This is a genomic window from Lacrimispora sp. (genome assembly GCF_046972725.1).
GTDB lineage: Bacteria > Bacillota > Clostridia > Lachnospirales > Lachnospiraceae > Lacrimispora.
The window spans coordinates 159,795-178,154 of the sequence record NZ_JBKVXF010000002.1 but is presented as its reverse complement, the minus strand read 5'-3'; the positions used below and the strand labels follow the sequence as shown (position 1 = coordinate 178,154).

Annotated in this window: 10 protein-coding genes; 1 reads left to right on the top strand and 9 read right to left on the bottom strand. The window is 45.6% G+C overall.

The genetic code is table 11. From position 1 onward, the window contains the following. Positions 1–27: 27 nt before the first annotated feature. From ACLTWA_RS08995 to ACLTWA_RS08985, 3 genes are read right to left on the bottom strand one after another with little or no spacing between them, the layout of a single operon-like run. Positions 28–1,467: an amidohydrolase gene (locus tag ACLTWA_RS08995; protein WP_412327363.1), complete on the bottom strand. Its 1,440-nt coding sequence runs from the start codon at positions 1,465–1,467 to the stop codon at positions 28–30. Between the two features lie 39 nt (positions 1,468–1,506). After that, positions 1,507–2,916 carry an amidohydrolase gene (locus ACLTWA_RS08990; RefSeq protein WP_412327362.1) on the bottom strand — a complete coding sequence of 470 codons (1,410 nt, stop codon included), beginning with the start codon at positions 2,914–2,916 and terminating at the stop codon, positions 1,507–1,509. Continuing rightward, positions 2,903–3,556 (bottom strand): AAA family ATPase, encoded by a 654-nt coding sequence (locus ACLTWA_RS08985; RefSeq protein ID WP_412327361.1) that lies wholly within the window; start codon positions 3,554–3,556, stop codon positions 2,903–2,905. The genes ACLTWA_RS08990 and ACLTWA_RS08985 overlap by 14 nt, the downstream gene beginning before the upstream one ends. A 459-nt stretch (positions 3,557–4,015) precedes the next feature. On the opposite strand from ACLTWA_RS08985, the gene ACLTWA_RS08980 reads away from it, so the two are divergent. Further along, positions 4,016–4,951 (top strand): LysR family transcriptional regulator, encoded by a 936-nt coding sequence (locus tag ACLTWA_RS08980; RefSeq protein ID WP_412327360.1) that lies wholly within the window; start codon positions 4,016–4,018, stop codon positions 4,949–4,951. A 193-nt stretch (positions 4,952–5,144) separates the two neighbouring features. On the opposite strand, the gene ACLTWA_RS08975 is transcribed toward ACLTWA_RS08980, so the two are convergent. From ACLTWA_RS08975 to ACLTWA_RS08950, 6 genes are all read right to left on the bottom strand, one after another. Beyond that, positions 5,145–8,882, bottom strand: a complete 3,738-nt coding sequence (locus tag ACLTWA_RS08975) for an N-acetylmuramoyl-L-alanine amidase family protein (protein ID WP_412327359.1) — start codon at positions 8,880–8,882, stop codon at positions 5,145–5,147. A 218-nt stretch (positions 8,883–9,100) separates the two neighbouring features. Further along, positions 9,101–10,420 carry a glycoside hydrolase family 28 protein gene (locus tag ACLTWA_RS08970; protein ID WP_412327358.1) on the bottom strand — a complete coding sequence of 440 codons (1,320 nt, stop codon included), beginning with the start codon at positions 10,418–10,420 and terminating at the stop codon, positions 9,101–9,103. Beyond that, complete coding sequence (locus tag ACLTWA_RS08965) at positions 10,417–12,570, bottom strand: glycoside hydrolase family 105 protein (protein WP_412327357.1); 2,154 nt, start codon at positions 12,568–12,570, stop codon at positions 10,417–10,419. The genes ACLTWA_RS08970 and ACLTWA_RS08965 overlap by 4 nt, the downstream gene beginning before the upstream one ends. Before the next feature lie 20 nt (positions 12,571–12,590). Continuing rightward, positions 12,591–15,722 (bottom strand): glycosyl hydrolase, encoded by a 3,132-nt coding sequence (locus tag ACLTWA_RS08960; RefSeq protein ID WP_412327356.1) that lies wholly within the window; start codon positions 15,720–15,722, stop codon positions 12,591–12,593. A 119-nt stretch (positions 15,723–15,841) separates the two neighbouring features. Then, a complete protein-coding gene (locus ACLTWA_RS08955) occupies positions 15,842–17,380 on the bottom strand; it encodes an extracellular solute-binding protein (protein ID WP_412327355.1) in 1,539 nt (512 codons plus the stop codon). Between the two features lie 55 nt (positions 17,381–17,435). After that, a complete protein-coding gene (locus tag ACLTWA_RS08950) occupies positions 17,436–18,350 on the bottom strand; it encodes a carbohydrate ABC transporter permease (protein ID WP_412327354.1) in 915 nt (304 codons plus the stop codon). Positions 18,351–18,360 lie beyond the last annotated feature (10 nt).

The following is an 18,360-nucleotide window of genomic DNA, read 5'->3' as shown; positions in this document are numbered from 1 at the left end:
AAACCACCTCCAATCGGCTGGAATGAATCAAGAAATGAATTTAGGTGCAGCAATCCCTTTTTCTAATGGGCAATCGTAAATTCCGTTATTTCTCGTCATAAACTCTGCTTTTGCTGCTTTAAGAGTTTCAGGACTTTCCATTACAAGGACCGAAGCAAGCGCCATGGACTTTGCTGCAAATAACATTCCCTTAGTTCCGATGGAAGAATTGGCCTGCCCGGTAATCTGCCAGGAATGCCCCGGAGTCCCAAATGCAGCAGTTGCCGCACTTGCCATTACGGTCGGAGCCACATACCCCACGTCTCCCACATCGGTAGAACCAGTCACAATGATTCGGTGGTCCGGATCATATGGATGGATTGCATCATCCAGAGGATGGTCCAGTTTTTCTTCCAGCTTCTCTTTTCCAAAGTACCGCAGGAGCTGCTGCCTGGCATCCGATTTGCAGTTTTCACTGACGGAATCAGCAAACTTCTTTGCCAGCTCATAATCTTCGTCTGTCCACTTTGGTGCTCCAATGGATATCATGGCATCTGTCATCACTTTTGCCAGAACTTCATTTGGTATGTAATTGGAATAGGCCGATTCCGTTTTATAGGTTACTTCTGTTTCACACATCATTGCTGCGCCCCTGGCAATGTTGTCAATTCTTTGAGTGATTTCATTTAGCTGCCAGATATAAGGCGCCCTGATGATATATTTGATTACTGCATGATCCTGAACCACATTGGGAGCTGTGCCGCCCGCATCCAGATAGGCGTAGTGGATTCTTGCTTCCTGGATGACATGCTCCCGCAGATAATTGACACCTACATTCATAAGTTCTACAGAATCCAACGCACTTCTTCCAAGATGAGGAGAGCCTCCGGCATGGGCCGTCACACCCTTAAATTCGTATATTCTGGAATAGTTTGCTACCATATGGCAGTTTGCTGCTTCATTGGTGGTTCCGGGATGCCATGTATAAAAAAAGTCTACCTCATTAAAGACACCTTCTCTTGCCATAAATGTCTTCCCTGAACCGATTTCTTCTGCAGGTGTTCCAAAGAAAATCACAGTTCCCGGTTTTCCGGCAGCCTGTAAATATTCCTTTATGGCAATTGCCGCCGCAAGGCAGCCGGTCCCCAGCAGATTATGACCGCAGCCGTGACCTCTTCCATCGGGAACCAGCGGCTCATGTACCGGATAGCCTGCCTTCTGGCTCAATCCGGGAAGGGAATCGAACTCGCCCAACAGTCCCACCACCGGGTGGCCGCTTCCCCATACACCTTTAAACGCGGTTTCTATATCTGCAAGATTTTCAGTAACCGTAAAGCCTTCCTCTTCCAACGTCCGGCACAGCAATCCGGCCGATTGGTATTCCTGATATCCGCCTTCTGCATACTCCCAGATGGAGGCACTGACCCGTTTCATTTCCTCTTCTTTTCTATCGATACAATCCTCAATAAATTCTTTTATATCTATCATCGTCTTCCCACCCTTTCGTTTTTAAGTTTCATGGCCTCCTTATCCGTACATGGGACACTTGTAGATGCCTCCGGTCTTTTGTATCCGCTCTTCTTGTGCTCCTTTTAACAATTCCGGCTTCTGATAGACCTTAATTGCTGCCAGCCCCATAATTTTGCCTGCACATTGAAGGCCTTTTTCTCCGATGGAAGAGCCTGTCATTCCTGTCATAAACCAGGAGTGACCAGGTGCCCCAAGAGCTGCCGTAGCCACAGACAGGGATGCTGTAGGCGTTACATAACCAACATCTCCTACATCAGAGCAGCCGTAAATCATAAAATGCTTTGATTCATCAAACAGATCCATTTTCATATCCAGTGGTTTTTCTTTCATTGCTTCCAGCTGCTCTTCTCCATACCGTTTTTTTATAAGCAGTTCCATCTCGGATTTCTGCACCGGATTATACTGGTCTGTAAACGACTTTGCAAGCTTCCAGTCTTCTTCTGACCACCGGGGAGCTTTTACTTCCTGAGCTGCGTCACTCAAGATCCTTGCTGCAACATGATTCTGAAACACATCGGAATATCCCATACGCGGTTCCACTTCTACCGTTGTATCTGTCATTAATGCGGCTCCCTCTGCACACTGTATCACCCGCTTTAGAATTTCTTCTGCCTGGTAAACTCTGGGGGCCCGCACTCCATAAATCATCTTTGCATGATCCGGAACCACATTAGGCGCCGTACCTCCTGTATCCAGATAGGCATACTGAAGTCTGGCCTCCTGTATCACGTGTTCCCTTAAATAATTTACTCCTACATTCATCAGCTCACAGGCATCTAAAGCACTTCTTCCTAAATGAGGCGCCCCTCCGGCGTGTGCAGTTGTACCCTTAAAGGAAACATGAACGCTTTTTACTGCAATCATTTCGGTATTGGTAACTCCATTAACAGAAGCCGGATGCCAGGCAAAAACACAATCCGTATCATCAAATTCTCCATCTCTGGCCATGAGAGGTTTTACACCTTCTCCCTCTTCTGCAGAGCATCCATAATAAATAACTGTCCCTGTTTTTCCCGTTTTTTCTAAATACCGTTTGGCAAGAAATGCCGATGATAAGGATGCCACTCCAAGAGCACTATGTCCGCAGCCATGGCCGCAGGCGGCTCCTTCGATTGCCTTCTTGAAAGGATATCCGGCTTCCTGGCTAAGCCCGGGCAGCGCATCATACTCACCTAAAAATCCAATTACCGGATGCCCGTTTCCGTATGCTGCAATAAATGCAGTAGGCCTGTCACACACATTTTCCCGTATAGAAAATCCCTCATCTCTTAACACCTGCATTAAAAGCTTTGATGATTCAAACTCACCGCTGGAAATCTCGGCCAATTCCCATATTTTTTTATGGTTCTCCAGCATATAAGGCTCTATTTCTTCCGTAACCGTTTCAACAAATTTAAGTCCATTCATAATTTTCCGACCACTTTTCTCCCATTTTTAGTTTTAAGCATTTTTTTATTACTTCCATACAGCCGTCATCTCCCAATCTTTCACTATTTAAGGTCACATCGTAATTCACCGGATTCGTCCAATAATTTCCTCCCGTATAATATTTGTAATAATCGGCCCTGTATTTATCGGTTTTAACGATCATCTGCTCTGCTTCCTCCGGCGAAATATTCATCCGTTCCACCACTCTGGCAATGCAGTAATCCCGAGGTGCTTCTATGTATACACTCACCACATTTTTTCGTTCTTTTAAGATGTAATCGGCACATTTTCCTACAATGATACAGGACTGAGAATTTGCAAGCTCCAGAATAATCTGTTTCTGATATTCAAACAACCTTTCATTTGATACAAACGCTGACATATTGGGCCTTGGAGAAAACAATTTCGGTAATCCGGCCAGCCTGGCTGCCAGCAGAGAACCATTTAACTTTTCATCCGCTTCCTTAAAAAAATGTTCATCATACCCGCTTAGCTGAGATGCCAAAGTCAAAATCCGATTTTCATAGCTTTGGATTTTTAATTCAGCTGCCAGTCTGGAAGCTATTTCTCTTCCTCCGCTTCCGAACCCACGGGCAATGGTAATAATAAAATTCTCCATCCGCTTCCCTCCTTTTTCGGTTTCCCATGATTAAAGCACAAAAGGCGTACCAACCGATGTCAGTACGCCTTCGTTTTTCTGCAATAATCATGTAAGGAAGTATATCACACTCCATCCTGTCAATCTAATACCTTTTACATATCAATCCATTCGTTTATCATATGAATGGACTTTTTTATGCTATTTGACATTTTTCTTCCAACAATACAGAAAATAAATTATGAAATATATCTTAATATTATCAGAATGTTTACAAATTATTTTCATTGTTTTTTATCAAAATAAGTATTATAATTCCAATAACTTTTTATACTCTATCTGAAGCCCTGCTAATAAGTAATTAAAAAAGTCATGATACATTTTCAGAAAAAAAGAATATCTTTCACAGAGCCTCGTAAAATGTAAAAAACATATGTAACTATTGACCGTATAGATGGAATGGAAATGAGGAGGTACGGTATGGATATTAAACAATTAAAATACTTTCAGGTTATTGCAGAAGAAAAACACATTACGGCAGCCGCCAAAAAACTAAATATGTCTCAACCGCCTCTGTCCCAGCAACTAAAGCTGCTGGAAAACGAACTTGGCTGCTCCTTATTTATCCGTACCTCCAAAAGTATGGAACTTACGCCAGAGGGCCGTTATTTATTAGAGCAGGCCGATCAGATTTTAAAAAACCATAATTCGATTCTTCAATCCTTTATAAACATTAAAAACGGAGTAACCGGCAGCTTAACGATTGGGTCCATCTGCTCCGCCGCTACCGATTACCTGCCGAAAATCCTTCCGTTTTTTTTTGAATCCCATAAAGAAGTCCTGACTCAGGTTTTTGAAGACACAACCAGCAACATTCTGAATATGATTGATAATGAATCGGCAGAAATAGGAATTGTAAAAGAACCATTTAACTTCAACCAGTATGAGCACTATCTGATTGCAAGTTTAAACATAAAGAACCAGTTTGTTACGGTTTCCAGAACTCACTGGTTCCCCCCGGAAATCGATCACGTAAATCTCTTTGATCTTGACGATGCCCCTTTAATCCTTCACAATACCCACCGTTCTATCCTCGTCCAGGCGCTTAAAAGTGCCGGTTTAAAAGCCAGAGTTGGCTGGACTGCCAACAACATACATTCGATGCTTCGCTGGGCTGATCAGGACCTGGGAATTGCCGTCATGCCATATAGTTCTTCCTTTCTTTTTAAATACATGAACAGCAGCCAGGATATTTCTGTCAAAGTACTTGATAATCCCTGCTTTTACGCCCGTACATCATTAGTTTGGAAAAAAAATCATACTCTTTCTGCAGCAGCCAGACAATTTATCCGTTTTATTAAATCTATAGAAGAATCTCCGTCCCATAGTCTGCCCCAAAAACAGAACATAAATTAATCCCTTGGGGGAAACGCTTCTGTCCGCAGACTTAAGAATTCTGCTGCGCTTAAAGATAACACCCGTGACCAGACTTTCACCGGCCGAATGAGTGCCATGCCTGGCACTGCGAAAAGAGCCGCAACTGCTAATTCTACAGTTGCGGCTCCTTCGCTCTCTTGCCTGGTATGTCGGAGGGGCTATAGGTTCTGTTCTACAAGGTTTTCTCCTTTCCTCCCATATCTTCCTGTATTTCTGCTTCAACCGCTGCGGCTTCTGCTTCGTCCTCTGCCTTTTCTGCTTCAATCTCTGCGGTTTCCGCTTTGTCCTCTGCCTTTTCCGCTTCAACTTCTGCGGTTTCCGCTTCGTCCTCTGCCTTTTCAGTTTCAACCTCTGTCTTTTCTGCTTCGTCCTCTTCGTTTCCGGTTTCAACCTCTGCGTTCCCCTGCGCTTCTGTATTTTTATCCGCAGCTGTTTCTCCCTTTGTTAAACCGTCGGAATTCAAAGGATCCTGGCCGGAGCTTTCATTGGGAATTTCCTTTGTATCCTCTGTCAACTCCTCCTTCAATCCGTTCTCCTCCCCTGCAAGGGTCTTATCTGCCGGTTTCTGTTCCTTGACAGCAGGGGGGAGCATCTCCTGTTTTACAGTTTTTAACCTGGTCTTAACAGTAAATTCCAGTGTTTCATATCCCGGCACTTTAATGACCACAGAGTTGCTTTCTTCCGTGAATCCATCAGAAGTCAAATGAAGGTAGGTATGGGGGCCTCCGTATACGCTGTCATTAGTGACCACATAGGCAAATTCTGCGCTCATACCGAGGTCGTATTTTTCATCATATTCCATACCGTTTACAAAAATCTGTTTTTCTTCACTGTCCAGATACGCCCCGATCTCCATGGGTTTCAGTCCGGAAAATGAGATTTCATAATACTCCTTACTAAAGAAGGAGGGAGCTTTTAACGTAACATTTTTTACAGAAGGAGTCTTTTTTTCTCCGGTTGGAGGTACCGGATCTTCGGCAGCCTTTTCCACTTGTATCGCAAGGGTCTTTGGCGCATAGTTCGGGGCGGTGATGATTACGTTATATTCACCAGCTGTCTGAAACAGCCCCTTCTTTAAAATGATTTTATCGTCCTTAACAGAATAGTATGCTTCCCTGCTGCTCTTTCCCTCTGCTTCTGAAAGAATGCTCTTTGTAGTTCCATCGGGGTCTGTAAGAGATACTTTCAGTATATTCTTTAAAAAATCACCATAAGCCCCATCATCTTCATCCCTGTCACCGGCGGCCTTTATATAAATATCCTGACCCGTATAATACACATCAGCGGCATCGTTTTCTCTTCTTTCCGGGTTGGGACTCAGAGACAGTTCAAATTCCTCCAGGGATTTGCTTACCGTCAGTGTCACCCGTGCCGCCCGGTAACCGTCTGCAAGGATCAGCAGCGTATGCTTTCCAACCAAAGGCATATGCTGGGAATTGAACGCATTATGATAAATGGTTATCTCATCCTTCTCTGCATTGATCTCATATTCCTTTATGTAATCATCACTTCTTAGTGCAGTTCCGCTCCCGTCAAGATATACTTCCCGAATCTTTGAAATATAAAGAGGATCCTGGCTGCAGGTTAATAGGAAGTTCTCACCAAGCTGCACCTGGGTTCCTTCTAACTCCGGCACTTCTTTTCCTACTACTTCGGAAAATGAAAATACGGTTCCCAAAAGTCCATCCTCCAGTACGCGCTTCACCTCACCGGGCCGGTCCTGGGTAATTCCTCCCTGGTAATTTTGGGTATAATCCTCAAAGCTTAAATACCGTCCATACTCCAGTCTTTCATCCTTATACGCATTCATATAATGATTGAACTTATAAAATACTTCCCCATCTTCCCTCATTACTGCTTCCGGGGTCTGGGAAAACCAGCGTTCACACACTGCCGTTGCCTCTTTATTCAATAATCCAATTTCATTTAAAATCAATGCGTTGGAAAGCAGGTCATGATCAAAGAGCAGATAGCCGTTTACATTTCCTCCTCCTCCGGAAGAACCCTCTCCGCCCGAAGAACCGTCTCCTGGAGATAAGGTGGCACTTGTTATGGCATCAAGCCCCATGACCGTTAAGGAATCCCCGTAGCTTTCTGCGGCTGCACTTGAATTCCTGGCAAGGGTGGTTCCAGCTACCTCCACCTTTTTGCTCATTGTCTGGTATCCATAGGCATATACGGTAACGGTATAGACACCGCTTTCTCCGGTAATTATATTTTCTTCGCTGTCCGTACCAAAAATACGCAGATACGGCCCGATTTCATACCAGCCTTTTAGATTTTCCAGAGTAATAACTTCACCGGAAGGAGTGGTCAGATCCACCTGATAAATGGGCTGTACCAGATCCGTCCCAAATGTCATCCCTGCCGGTCCTACAATATCAAATGCAAAATCTTCCCCAGGCCTTGGATTTGTATTCAATCCATTGAGCTGCATGGTAAATTTATTGCTGTCTACCAGGTGAATCGGCAGAGTCAGCTTATTCTGACTGTATGCAGACCCTATATTGATCTGGTAACGCCCCCGGGTCCGTAAGTTATCCTGGGGAAGCGGTATACGTATGACACCGGTTTTTCCGTATTCCGTTTCCACTTCACTGCCAAAAGGCAGATTCCCATTGATAATGTTACTGTCCATGTTTAATGCCTTGATCCTATTGACCTGGCTGAACCATCTTTCCTGTTCTTCTGTTTCCAGGGACAGCTTTACCAGAATCTCACCCTTACCTGAATTCAGATTCATGATTACATCAGGTACGTAATATTTAGATGGAACCTCTGTGGTATTTTCTTCTCTTTCTCCGTTGATGGAAAAGGTGGTGCGTTCCGGTTCTCTTCTTACATTCCCATCCTTGTCATAGACATCGAGATAATAATCAAAGCGGGATACCGGGCCATTGGTCAGAACATAATAGGGAACCGTATCCGGACTGCCCTTTTCCGGGGACTTCTCTGCCGTTCCCTTGCCGATTTCAACGGTCTGCTCTGCCTGGTCACTGATGCGGACCGCTTTTATCACCTTGGGATTAATAACCGTCGTCTGCCATTTTACAATGCTTCCGTCATCGTCTACTCTGGTACATACATCTGTGATGTCCGTTCCGTCAACATAAACCCTGTAATCTTCAAGGGTTCCTGTCCCAAATGATATGACCGCATACTGCACCCAGCCAAGATTTACCAGCTTTGTTTTCTGCACATTCAGTAAAATATCTTTATTTACTGTATTTTCATTTTGTTTAGGAATCTCACCATTATCCGGAGTAGTTTCCGGAATGGTTTTTGGAGTACCCTCCGAATTTGATAAATCAATTCCGTTATCTTTTTCAGGCCGGTCAAAAGACTTTCCGGAACTTCTGCCGGAAGAATCATCAGAACTGTTACCCAAATTTACCGAACCGCCGTTTTTCAAAGACTTTTCTGTAAGGAGACCTTTGCCCTCTACGAAGTGAACAGTTCCATCAGGTTCCGCCCACTGTCCCTGTGAATTTGTGTGATAGCCGTCAGGAGTTATCTTTCCCATATACAGCTTTCCTATATCACTCCCCTGAGAAGACTCAAAATAATAACAATGGCCGTCAATCCAATGCCAGCCTGTCAGCATTTTACCAAACGTCTCCCCTGGTTCTGTATTTAAATAAATCCAGCTTCCGTCTTCGGTTAAAAACCAGCCGGTTTTCATGGTTCCCTCCTGCGGGTCCAAATAATACCGGCCGGAAGCCGTCTCAATCCAGCCGGTAACCATTTTTCCTGCAGTATCATAGTGCCGCCAGACATTTTGCTCAAACTTCCAGATTCCTGCTGCACCGGCATCCGTTGTTTCGGCGTAAACAGGTCCTGTCTGTACTGCCAGGCAGACAGACACAAGGCCCCATAGGGCTGCTTTCTTGATCACGTTTCCTTTCATCATACATCCTCCTGTATCTTCAATAAGTTAGCTAATACTAACCGTTTTAAACATTACAGGATTCCGTATAAGCTGTCAACCGGAACCGGGCTTTTTTATGCCTTATAAGAAATTACCTCAATAACAATTTGATAGGGGGCAATATATGTGCAAATTCGACATAAAAAGGACACAGCTTTTCACTGTGTCCCTGATCTGATCAAAGTCATCGTTGCAAACCATTACCGGATATCATACTGGTCATTTTGATTGTTATTGGGTCCTTCCACCGAGAGCTCCACGTCTTTCCAGTTCATATGTTTCACCCCCTGAATCCGTCCAAGCTCTTTTGCCTTTATCTTTACGTTTTCAAATGTAACGTTTTCCATGGGCTTTTTTGCAAAAGCATCGATTTCAAATGCTCTGGAAGGACCGTCGTAGTCCGGCTCATTAGTGGAAGTTATATTCCGTATGGTAATGTTCTTTACCTTTGGAATCCCCAGATCTTCATCCACCTTTTGGGTCAGGGTTTTCCAGTGTGCGGGAATCTCTCCCTCATAATTTTCAGGCAGTTCACAATAGCTGTAAGCAGGATGCCAGTTCAAGCACATGCTGAACGGATATTTTACGTTGACCATAGAAAGATTTTCCACAACCACATCTTCAATGAGCCCGCCTCTTGTCCTTGCGGATTTCATTCGGAAGCCGCAGTCCGTATTGCGGTATTTTAAGTTTCTGACCACAATATTCTTTGCTCCGCCTGATGTTTCACTTCCAATGGTAACTCCGGAGCCAGTCAGTATCTCACAGTCCTGGATCACCACATCTTCGCAGATCCGGTTGACCCTAAGGCCATCGGCATCGCGGCCGGACTTGATACAGATGCTGTCATCGTTACAAGCCACCGTACAATGCTCCACCACCACATGGCGGCAGGAATCAATATCGATCCCATCCGTACTTGGGCCTGCGTTGTCATAGATGGACAGGCCGTCCACATGGACATTCTCAGAGTAGCATAAATGGATATTCCAGAAGCCGGAGCGAACACTTTTAAAACCGGAAAGCTCAATATTCCTGCTTTCCATGACAATCAGATTCCGCACCCTTTTGCAGTCATAGTCCGCACACCACCGGAGGCCTCTGGCATCATACTCTTTTCTCATGCCGCCTGTTCCATCCTGGCCCCAGTACTTATCCCACCAATAGGGCCCCTGGCCGTTAATGGTTCCTTCTCCAGTAACCGTTACATCCTCCTGGCCGTTGATATTTAATATGGCAACAAACCAGTCCATCTCAATGCCTGCCACCCTGGTACCCATAATGGGATAAAGGCTCTCGTCTGTGGTTCCAAGAAGGACCGCACCTTTTTCCATATGAAATTCCATATGGCTTTTTAAAAACAGTGAACTGGTCAAATAAACTCCTGCCGGCAGCACGACCTTTGCTTTATGATCCGCTGACGCGTGGGCTGCTGCATCATCGATGGCCGCCTGAATCGCTTTCGTATCCAGCGTAGTCCCATCTCCTGCGGCTTTGTAATCCCTGACATTGTAAATCATGCCTCTTCCTCCTTCATCTTTAAAACTTCGATTCCTGCCAGCAGGACGATTCCTGTCCCATGGGTATCATTGAAATTCCACCCCAAATCCCTGGCATAATACTCCTTGCTGAAGGAGTATCCCGATCCACGGCATACACCGTAGATGTTGCCTTTCCAGTCAATTGCCGTATTGCAGAGAGCTTCCCAGCCCTTTGCAGCGGCCCTTGCATATTCTGCCTTTTCCGAAAGCCAGCCATACCTTACTCCTCTTGCAAACCCATAGATGAACATGGCCGTACAGGAGGTTTCCTGATAGGAATCCGGGAAAGTCAGTACCTGATGCCACATTCCTTCTTCTCCCTGAAGCCTTAAATATCCGCGGCACAGCTTCCGGAATATTGACAGTATCTCCTCCCTATCAGGAAAATCCTCCGGCAGGACTGCCAGCAGCTCTGAAACAGAAAATAATACCCAGCCATTTCCCCTTCCCCACGGAACCTTTGTCTGGACCTTATAATGGACATCATAGATATGAGACATGATCTCCAGGTCCGGCATATACAAATACTTAAAATAATTCCTGACCTGCTTTACGGCATCATGCAAATAGCTGTCATCTCCCTGGCTTTCATAGCACCTGCATAGAAACGGAATGCTCATGTACATATCGTCTGCCCATAAGGTCTCGTCCATAATCGGAAGATAGGAATGATTCCGGTAAAAGGTACCGTCATCAAGCCTTTGCTGCCTCAAGGATATGAAGTCTGCCGCCATTTTCCCAAGCCTTCTGCCTTCCGGGATCTCATGATCCTTCATCACCTCTAAAAGCGCCGATGCAAAGGAACCGCAGTCATCCAGACTGTCCATGGTAGTCAGCTGATTGTGAAACGGAGCCGCACCATAGAATCTTTTATCCCACATGCAGTAATCAAAAAACTCCGTACACTTTTTCATATGCCCCTCCACATAGGCGAAAAGGCTTGAGTCCTTAAGGATTCTGGCCGTCTGGATCAGTCCGTACAAGGTCACTCCCAAAGGATAGGTCCATTCCCCGTACAGTACCCCCTCATTGAATGGCCGTATCGCCGTCTCAGGTAAATCCACCCGCCAAAAGGAATCTCCCCGGATTGTTTTCAATGGTTTTTGAAAGGTAATGGCTTCTGCCACATCCGGTTCCTTTTGAGCCTGAAAGGGACCGGCATAAAGCCAGGACAGCTTTTGACCTCCGTTCCGTTTTACCGGACAGCACAACGAAACAGGATTTCCATTTTCATCCTCAATCTTTGCAGATACGTGGACACCAAAAAAAGCAAGGATATGATACCCGCCCGTAAGCTTAATGGAAATATCATAGCTGCAGTTTAGCATACCCTCCTTTTTACCGTCAAGGAAAAGAACCGGGGGTTTTGATCCTGTCCCAGTCACACGGTATGTTCCGGGAACGGGACAGAAAAAGGAAGTCACAGAAAGAAAGCCATAGGAATCCGTATCTTCCTTAAATCCATATATACGCCCAACAGGAAAAAGCTTCTCCTCTTTTTCTGTCCATATAAATCGGGGAAGCCAGCGGATGTTCATCTCCTCTTCCTTACAGGCAAGCTCCGGGATGGCTTCCAATCTGGACGGATAAGGACCGCTGTAAAGAAAACCGCTGTACCCCCAGCGTTCCCTGGTCGGGCCGAAAAACTGGATCCGTCTGCCCTTATAAGAACTGCTTCCAATGGTAAATCCGCACCCTAATGGAGTGCAGATGCACTCAAAAAACAGGCTGTTGTCTCCGGCCTCCAAATCCAGACAGATATCTGATAACCGGTCCGGGAAACGTTCCTGTTGATGACTGGTCCGAAATGCACGTTTTCCATTGACATAGATGGTAACTGGTCCAAAGGCGCTGAATCTGAAATGAAAGGGACCAGCCTGAGGAAGAACAAGCCTTGCCCAGGCAAAGCCATAGGACTCAAACTCCATGTGGGGAAATTTTTCATGAAGCTTTATTTGCTCCATATAGTCTTCAGATATATGGAAGCTATCCCTGCTTCTTAAATAATATTGGACCGGGACCGGAGGATTATCCGATACATATCGGTCTGCGATGGTACGGAGCACCGCCTTTTCTTCACTTCCCATCCGGTAACCAATGCTTTGTTCTTTTGGAAAATAGTCGTTCATGATTGTCTCCTCTTCCGCTGTCAGGGGTGAATGGGTACCAGCTGGTGGTTCTCATAGTCAAAATAAGTCCCGTCAAGCATATTGGCCAGGGTATTGGTAACCGATACCCTGATCCGGTTCTCCTTTTCCTTTAAAAGGCTTCTGTCACAGAGCCATTCATACGGTGTATACGCTTTCACTCCAAGGCTGATTCCATTGACGGACACTTCCACACATTCATAAATGGAAGCCGTAAATAAAAGTCTGACGGGAACAGAATCTGTTTGGTCAAAGCTGCATCCTCCGGCCAGTTCCTTTAAGTCAAAGTTTTTTTCGTAATGCATGGTGCCGCTGTAATAAGGAAATCCCTGGCACCAGTTCCGGTCAGGCTCTCCCTGGTGTGGTTTTGATACCAGCACCGGCATCCCTTCCGCTTCCCAAACCCCAAAATCTCCCCACAAATAGAAGGGATCTCTTAAGCCATCCTCATCTTTTTTGATCAGAATATTAATCTCGATCTGATTTTCTCCTATCCTAATCAGGGAACGGATATCTGCGGCCCGGTTGTTCTGGTCATTTACCCATACTGGTAAAAAGCCATTCTTTTCCATACTCTTTCCATTGATGCTGATCTCATATTCTCCTGCCGCAGTTTCACGGTCCATGAGGAGAAACAATTCCTCAGGAAGTGTCTGAACGGTAAATGCAGTCTTGTAACAGCAGGTAAGAGGGTAAGATGGACGTATCCTTTTTGGTGTTCCAAAGGTTCCTGTAAATGCAATATCTTTTCCGTCCAAAAGTCCGGTCCTGCTGCACTGCTCGATAAAGGTCTTTACTTCTGTTTTTTCCCAACGCTGACGGTCCAGAGACATGGAGACAGTGGCAAACCGGCAGAGATTTTTTCCCTCCGGCATAATGTCCCACATTCCGGCCATTGGTATGGTAAGGACCTGCCCGGCTGGTTCTTCTGCTTTGCTTTCCGATTTATTTCCAATGGTTATTTTTATCCAGCGGCTTTCAAACCCTTCCAGAGACAAACACACCGAGCCGTCTGAGATTCCGGTCAAAGACACAGTCCCGTTTTCCAGATTCCAGACTTCTGCCTTTAATGCCCCCGCCAAAAGCTTTAAACGAAGCTTTACAGGCTGCCTGCCCTGATTGGCTGCAAATACAAACACATTCCCATCTTCATCGAAACGGGTACACCCTGCAAGGTCCTTTGAGGAACCTGATATCAGCTCTGTCATAACCGTTTCCTTTATATGGCTGCGGCAAAGCCTTATCAGTTCTTCCTTTTTTTCCTTTCCGGAAAGGATATACGTATTCCCCGATTCAAACAGCTGATGCCACTGGTTTTCTGAAACCCTGTCCTCCTCCTCACGGTCAATGGATATGGCTGGAAGCTCTCCTGCCGCAATCACACAGCCTCCCTGTCTTACAAACTCTTTCAGCTTCTCTCTTGCTCCCTTTTCCATACAATGGCATTCCGGTAGAATCACAACGGAATAGGCGGCTCTCCCTATCCGTATTTTACCATTCTCTACTGATGCCTCCTTTAAGATTTCCGAATCCAGATGATCATAGTCCAACTGATGGAACAGCAAGGTCTTGCATACAGAGACCCAGCCATCCCGGATCCGGTCGCATTCTGCTTTTTCTTTCTCTGACTCTCCCCCGTACCGAAATCCATGGAAAGGATTTCCCAGCTTCGTCCACATGGCGGAAACCGGATCCAGAACCGCTATCTGAATATCCGCCTCCGTATTGGAAATCAGCATTCCCATCCGCCCCGTGTAATCAGCCAGGGTCCTGTAATACTTCCAATAAGGATTCTGCAAAAACTGGGATGGAGGTGCATCGTGTTTTGTAATGTCCTCTATAGTGTAATAAAAGGCATGGAAATTATAAAAATTGATCCCGTTGCTTCCCAGACGGTCGATCATCCATTTTGCATCCTGAATGGTCATGGTCCAGCCAACGCTGTGAAAGCTTTCGATCATGGCATATTTTTTATCCAGCTGCCTGGCAAGGGAGCTGACCGCCTTTGCATTGCTCCGGTAGCTGTGTATGTATTCATCGTAAATCCATTCTAAAGATTTCCCCAGCTTCTCATGGGCTGTGTCTCCGCCTATGATATCACTGTATCTCTGGGTTCCCATGCGCATGGACGGCACTTCCGTGGCATAGAGCAGTCTGTGGCTTTTGCACCAGTCCGACACCTGTTTATGGTAGCTTTCCACGAACATCTCATGAATGGTTTCATAAAGGTCGTAGCGGATACGGGCAGCCCCTGGAAACCCTTCCTCATGAAGCGCAGGAAGTACAGAAAGAATGGAGTAATGGTTCCTTTTTTCAAATTCTTTCGGAAGAAGTCTTGACCATGGAATGGGTCCCAGCATTCCTACCTCATCGGAGAACAATCCCCGGATACCGGTACCGAACTGACTGCCGGATGCCCGGTCATAACGTTCATGGGTAGTCTCCAAAAATGTTTTCACCGCCTCTGGATTACACGGATCAAAGAACCCTCCGTAATATTTAAAATCTCCCATCGCTTCTTCCGTGTAAATCTCGACCTGCCAGCTCCCCGCAGGAAGGACTGCTTTTAATATCTTCTTCGGTCCATAGGAAAAAAAGCGCTTGCTGTTATACTTGGTCAGCCCTGTTTCCTGAAAGATCTTTTCGGTCTGTAAATTCCCCACACAGCTTTTTAAATCCAGACTCCGGTTCCAGTCCGTTTCTCCATTTTCCAAAATGGGGTATGCGCTGGCATGAAGAATCCGGCTCCAGCCCAATTCCTCTTCAACCACCCCCTCTTCCTTGATACGTACGGTTCTGTGCCTTAATATCATATGCTCTGCTTCCGGATGCTCCAACAGCACCTCCCCGCCGCTCATGCCGCTGGGATAAGGATATTCATCGTAAAGCCACGCTTCCAGACCATAGCGCTTTGCCTCTTCACAGGCGTAATCCACCATATCAAACCATTCCCTGGATAAATAAGGCAGCGTCATTCCCTGCCTTGCACAGATAAAAACTCCTCCCAGCCCCTTTTCTGACATTTCCCTGATCTGACGGGTTATTTCCTCTTTTGTAATCTCTCCATTCCAGAACCAGAACGGTTTGATCCGGTATTCTGCCGGAGGATTTTGAAATGCTTCCAGAAACTCCATACTTATTCTCCTGTTCTGCCGTTTCAAACGGCCGTTTTCCTGACAAACAGCCAAAAAGGATGCCGGGACTTGCATCGGGCTCTGGCCCATTTCTGCATTTCCCGCATCCCGTTTCGGGTTTATTTTTTCAACGTCTCATAGGATGCGTTTACTTCTTCAATTACTTTATCTCCGCCGCTTTTTGCCCATAACTCCCACTGGGACTTTAACTGTGCTTCGTCGATCTGACCGACGATATACTGTATTCTCCCATCTTCAATGATCTTATCCAGAGCTACGCCATTTTTAATGTATTCCTCCGAATCTCCCAGGATTCCTGCTGCCGGATTCGATACGGCATACTGCTCATTGCCGGCGATGACTTTCTGCTGTTTCTCATAGAAAGGTGTTTCATTTAAAATCACATAAGGATCTGTATTGGGTGCATATTCGGTATAGGAAACCAACTGGTTCATAGCCTGATATTCCTGATTTAAAGTTGCATCATGGCTTCTTGTTACTCTTTTGTCAGATCCTACGGTATAATGGACATCCTTTAAACCGTAATTTGCCAGAGTCATCATGTCTTCATCATTCATCTTATCCAGGAAATCCAGGCATTTACGCACATCTTCTTCTGTCTTAGCCGCTTTTGTAATAACAAAGAAGCCCTGGCAGCCCAGAGTGGCCATCGTTTTTGCATCAGACTGTTCGTCTTTTTTTATGGCTCCCACAAAGTCCATCTCAGGTCCTGCAATGTTCTGATTCTGAAAATAATCCATGACTCTTCTGCCGTCATCAAGAGCATCAACCATCATGCCCGCCTTCTGGGTCTTTAAATCATCAGCCTTTGTTGCCACATCTCTTGTCGGAAAATCTTTTTTAATGATTCCTTCCTCACACAGCTTTCTAAACCATCTCAAAGCCTCTAAATATTCCTCTGTCTGATGAGCCGGTACCAGCTTTCCGTCCCTCTCTCCCCAGCCATTGGGTGCACCAAACCAGGTCTGCATAATATCAAGAGGTGCCGTGGCTTTGGTCAGCACAAGACCATAGGTATCATTCTGTCCGTTTCCGTCAGGATCGTCATAGGTAAATGCGTGAAGCATCTGATAGACATCCTCAATGGTCTGTGGGGCCAAAAGTCCGAACTTATCCGCCCAGTCCTTACGGTAGGAAAGACCGTTACGTCCCAGAGCGCGCCCTCTGTATATGCCGTAAAGCTTTCCGTTTATCCGAATATTGTCATTGACCACAGCCTTGGAATTTTTCAGGTGAGGATAATCCTCTAAAAAAGGTTCCACCTCCCAGAGCGCACCGGCTCTTGCCGCATTGATGATTGCCGGTGATTTTGTCTCAGTTGCAATGATCTGAGGCATATCGTCACCTCCCCCTGCAAGCACAAGATTCAGCTTATCCTCATAGCCGTCCTTTGGAGTCCACATCACATCAAGATTCACATTGGTGTAATCCTCTACCATTTTAACGATTTTCTCCCCGTTTTCCCCCTTCATCGGGTTACCGAAATGGTCATATGCCATGGCTTTTAAATTGTATTTGCCATTGGCAGCTGCAGAACCTGATCCGCTCTTTTTTCCGCACCCGCTCATACTTCCCAAAACCACTGCCATTGCCAGGGCAAATGCTGCTGCCCGTTTCCCATAATGTTTGCTGCTCATTTTAATTCTCCTCCTCAATCTTTTTCCTGTCAATACCATATGACAGGTTTTCCCATTATCCTTTTACCGCCCCAACCATAACTCCCTGTTCAAAATATTTCTGGACAAATGGATAAACACATAAAATAGGGATTGTTGCCGCTACGGTTGCCGCCATTTTCACGGCCTGTTCCGGCGGAACTCCGCCTGTCCCGAAATCAACCGCACTTCCATCGGCGCTGGCTCCCTGTGCCAGCAATACGATCTGCCGCAGTATGATCTGCACCGGAAATTTTCCTGTACTGTTTAAATAGATCAGGGAATTGAAGAAATCGTTCCAGTGGGATACTGCATAAAACAGCCCTACGGAAGCCAGTGCAGGCTTTGACAAAGGCAGAACCACCTTTACAAAAATCCCCACATCGGTGCATCCGTCAATTCTTGCCGCCTCCTCAAGCTCTCTTGGAAGCTCTTGAAAAAAGTTTTTAATGATGATTAAGTTAAATGCACTGACTGCTCCCGGAAGGATCAGCGCCATATAAGTATCGAGCAGATGCAAATTCTTTACCACCAGATAATTTGGGATCATGCCGCCGGAAAACAGCATGGTCACGATGATGATATTCAGGACCAGATTTCTTCCCCTTAACCAGCTTTTTGACAACGGATAAGCAAGTGTCGTGGTAAAAAGCATATTGATAAAGGTACCCACAATCATGATAAAAAAGGAATTGCCAAGTCCCCGGAATATCCCGCCGTCTGCAATGATGTATTTGTATGCATTCATGGAAAATGTATGGGGAATGATAAAAAAGGACCGTTCCACCAGTTCTTTTTCCGTAGCAAAGGAGCCTGCGATCACATAAAGGAACGGCAGTATAGTAAAGGTGCCCGCCAGAATGCATATCAGGGAAACCAGGGCCATTCCTGCCCGTTCCACAGGACTTATTTTCTTTCTACTTCTTTTTTGAAACACTGCTATCATATTCATTCTGCCTCTC

What these genes read in the sequence shown, in the direction of transcription:
- ACLTWA_RS08990 (WP_412327362.1), bottom strand. Translation starts at nt 2,916, where the DNA reads ATGAATGGACTTAAATTTGTTGAAACGGTTACGGAAGAAATAGAGCCT.
- ACLTWA_RS08950 (WP_412327354.1), bottom strand. Translation starts at nt 18,350, where the DNA reads ATGAATATGATAGCAGTGTTTCAAAAAAGAAGTAGAAAGAAAATAAGT.
- ACLTWA_RS08980 (WP_412327360.1), top strand. Translation starts at nt 4,016, where the DNA reads ATGGATATTAAACAATTAAAATACTTTCAGGTTATTGCAGAAGAAAAA.
- ACLTWA_RS08970 (WP_412327358.1), bottom strand. Translation starts at nt 10,420, where the DNA reads ATGATTTACAATGTCAGGGATTACAAAGCCGCAGGAGATGGGACTACG.
- ACLTWA_RS08995 (WP_412327363.1), bottom strand. Translation starts at nt 1,467, where the DNA reads ATGATAGATATAAAAGAATTTATTGAGGATTGTATCGATAGAAAAGAA.
- ACLTWA_RS08965 (WP_412327357.1), bottom strand. Translation starts at nt 12,570, where the DNA reads ATGAACGACTATTTTCCAAAAGAACAAAGCATTGGTTACCGGATGGGA.
- ACLTWA_RS08960 (WP_412327356.1), bottom strand. Translation starts at nt 15,722, where the DNA reads ATGGAGTTTCTGGAAGCATTTCAAAATCCTCCGGCAGAATACCGGATC.
- ACLTWA_RS08975 (WP_412327359.1), bottom strand. Translation starts at nt 8,882, where the DNA reads ATGATGAAAGGAAACGTGATCAAGAAAGCAGCCCTATGGGGCCTTGTG.
- ACLTWA_RS08955 (WP_412327355.1), bottom strand. Translation starts at nt 17,380, where the DNA reads ATGAGCAGCAAACATTATGGGAAACGGGCAGCAGCATTTGCCCTGGCA.
- ACLTWA_RS08985 (WP_412327361.1), bottom strand. Translation starts at nt 3,556, where the DNA reads ATGGAGAATTTTATTATTACCATTGCCCGTGGGTTCGGAAGCGGAGGA.